Source organism: Planctomycetia bacterium, from assembly GCA_034440135.1.
Classification (GTDB): domain Bacteria; phylum Planctomycetota; class Planctomycetia; order Pirellulales; family JALHLM01; genus JALHLM01.
Window position 1 is genome coordinate 1 of the sequence record JAWXBP010000027.1, and the last position, 3,176, is coordinate 3,176.

Sequence of the window (3,176 nt, forward strand, 5' to 3'; positions counted from 1 at the left end):
CCGCTCGGTGTCCGCCACTGTGAATATCGAGTGCCCGAGCGCCCTGGCCGAGAAGCCACCTTCTGGCGCGTCTTCGACCAGGAATATGATTTCGTTCATCGCAAGACCCCAGAACTATGCTACACTGACTGCGTGCGCGAGATCAGCGTGAGTTGGGCTAGAACAATACGTCAGTCGCCGTACAGGCCCTGGGATCGCGGTCGCAACTGCCGTTTTGCCGGTTCTATTCGCCCGGCCATCGCCTGAACCAGCGTCGCTACGGGCTGGCCAAGGCTTTCAAGAATTTTTCCGACCACTTCGGCTGTAATTGGCTTGCCGCGTCGTTGTAGTAGCGCAGTAGTGTGCGCATGTCGGTCATGCAGTCGATGAGAGCGGGGCGTCCCTTCACTTTCTCGACGGTTACAGCCATGGTCCAACCGACGGTGTACCACGGACCCTGTACCCCAAAAAAAGACATCCCTCTTTCGTTTTGCTGCTTTTCATCGAGCTTGCCTGCCATCGTATCGAGTAGGAACGCTTCGACGGAGTGCATGTCTTGACGGAGGTTTCTGAGGGAGGCATCCCAACGGGCCCGGTCCTGAGTGGAACTGTTGAGGTGAGGGTGAATATCGGGCCCGCCTGCGGCTGCCAGCATTGCGAGGCCCTCTCCGAAAGCTCCAATCCACTTCACCGCCTGCCGCACATTTGCGGAAGAAGAACCGACCTGGTGGGCGGCGTCTTCCAGGCTGGCCAGCCCGACGTGATGGAGCTCGTGGGCGATTGTGTTCTCGAATTCTTCCTTTGTGATCTCCGGATCGAGATAAGCGAAAACGGCTGGATTCGTTGCCAGTTCGTACACGAAGCTGTTGCTGCGCGGTTTGATCACTATGTAAACAGTGGCGCGGAGACGCGCGTTTGGAGGCAGATAAGACCGAACACGCTCAGTGATCGCCTTGATGTCAGCCTGTTTCCATCGAGTGAGCGTGCTTCGCAGCGCTTCCTTCCGTCGCCTCAGGGCATCAGAATCAAGGAATTGCTCAAACTCATTTTCCGAAAACGAGCGGCCCATCTCCGCCTCACGTTTCTTGAGCCGGATGTAGCCTTCCGTACCCCAGATGCGGGACACATCTTCGTGTTCCGCGAGAAACGCCAAGGCCGCATCGGCCTCGCCGGTATCAATGCGAATTTCTGATCGGGGGTTTGGAGTGAGGGGGCGGGCCGGTCGCCAGACAGAGATCACGGATTGGGCGAAAAAGGGTCCAACAGAAACGCCCTCCTTGTCGCTAAGGCGGACCATCGTCATCAATGCCCCACCGGGAACGATCGCAATGCCCTCGCCGATTTCTCTCGCAGGGCTGCCGGCATAAGACGCAAAGTGTACTTTGTTGAGCGCTGGCGTAAACTTGGCGATGAAGCCATCTCCGTCGCCCCCGCCGTATGAACCCTCGGCTGGGAGGTCTGTCGAGTACGTCATTCCTGCGATCCACACGCTACCGTCGGTATCGATCGCGATGTTCTGGCCGTCGTATCCAGCCTCGTCCTTTTGCGAGCCGCCGAAGTAGGTCGCCGGGCCTCCGATCTGGGCGACGAAAGCATCAATGTTCCCTCGGTACCGCCGCTGAAAGCCTCGACTCGCTCCCGGAAGGTCGGTAGAACTGGTTTGGCCAGCTATGAATATGCGGCCCCGCTTGTCAATCGCGATGCCCCAAGCGGAGTCGTCTCCGCTGCCGCCGAAGTACTCGGCGCTCTCGATCGCGAGCGTTTGCGCGTTCAGCCTGACGACGAACGCATCACTCAGGCCTCGAAGGGTTTTCCAGTCGTTCGACTTGGTGTAGCCGGTTGCGTATAGTTTTCCCTTGTGTTGGGCGAGCCCCGTCAGCTTCTCTTCCCCTGTAGCCCCGAAGGTCACTTGCCTCGACGGCCCACTTTGGACGAACCCGTCCCCGTCGCTGGTGCCAGCGATCACGGCTTGATTGCCAACCATAACGATGGCGTTTCCGAAGTCAGACTTCGGACCGCCAATGAAGGTCGAAAACAGCACACGGCCGGAGGGGGAGAGCTTCATGAGAAATGCGTCTCCGTCTCCGCCGTACGTCCTCTGCCAAGCGTCGGCGGCCACGGGGAAATCGGCGGACTTGGTGAAGCCCGCAACCCATGCGTTGCCTTCCTCGTCGATCGCTACTCGCGACGCTGAATCGTAGGCGCCGCCACCCATGCGAGTCACGTACACAATCTCATGGGAATCTTTCTTCAGCCGAATGACGTAACCATCCATCTCGTCATTCACTGCTTTGTGCCCGTTGACTGGAACGGTGAATTTGTCTGATGGGGAGTGGCAGGCAAGAAAGAGGTCGCCCGAACGTGCAGCCACAATGTCGTCGCAATCGGCAAGTGCGAGCGTGAGGAGGGTGGCAGCAAGTGACATGCTGTCGCAAGTCTAGCAACAACAAAATAGAGAACGTGAAGTCGCGCAAGGTTCGGCAAACTGGTACGGGCTACCGAGCCGTACCAAATTCGACGTTGCACAAACGCTCGGTTGCGCAACGATGCGGCTTCCCCTTGCTTTCCTGCGTTTGCGCCTTGCGAAACTGTATGCGTTACGGCCTGGGATGGCAACAGGTTTGCGCAACTCGAAGTTGCAGCCTCGGGGCGCCGGGCGGGTACACCAAATAATGTTGACGGATCTATGCCAGATAATCCTGAAAGTGACAGCCCCTGCGACCACAGTGTCGCCGGAAACCGCCACCGAAATCCCGAAAAAACTCGCCTCGGCCGCTGGCTTTAGGTAAGCCTGCTGGACCACGGGGTCGATTGACTGGATAGCGGGCTTCGCGATCGTCCACCCGTAGATGGAGCACGCCGTCGCACCCTTCCATGCGGGCCGGAAGCAGACGCCCATCCGCGTCCCAAGCCTTTAGCCCCGAGTAGCTCACCACGGCTGATCCCGAGCCGTCCACGAACCGCACGGCGCTGCCTCCGCCCTCCGGACGCAAGCCACCCCGCACGGCCAGCCGGAGTTCGAGTCTCACAGGCCTCTGCCGGATCGTCAACCCGTGTTCCAACCCCTTCGCCCCGTTCACGAACCAGTCTTCCAGCGTCGAGTCCCAGGCACAGGTAACGCGGTTCTTTTCCGTTCTCACGCGAGCTTTGCCGCCGATCTCCCGCCCGGCATACTCGATCAACTCCAGCCCCCAGCG

3 protein-coding genes are annotated in these 3,176 nt (G+C 59.4%); all 3 read right to left on the bottom strand.

Going from position 1 to position 3,176, the window contains the following annotated elements; genetic code table 11:
* Nucleotides 1-99 (bottom strand): 2-oxoisovalerate dehydrogenase (locus tag SGJ19_01380; GenBank protein MDZ4778886.1); only part of this gene is annotated, 99 nt, incomplete at its 3' end.
* Between the two features lie 157 nt (nucleotides 100-256).
* Nucleotides 257-2,404, bottom strand: coding sequence for a DUF5700 domain-containing putative Zn-dependent protease (locus SGJ19_01385; protein MDZ4778887.1), 2,148 nt, complete (start codon nucleotides 2,402-2,404; stop codon nucleotides 257-259).
* A 259-nt stretch (nucleotides 2,405-2,663) separates the two neighbouring features.
* Nucleotides 2,664-3,176: hypothetical protein (locus SGJ19_01390; GenBank protein MDZ4778888.1), on the bottom strand; the 513-nt coding region annotated here is incomplete at its 5' end.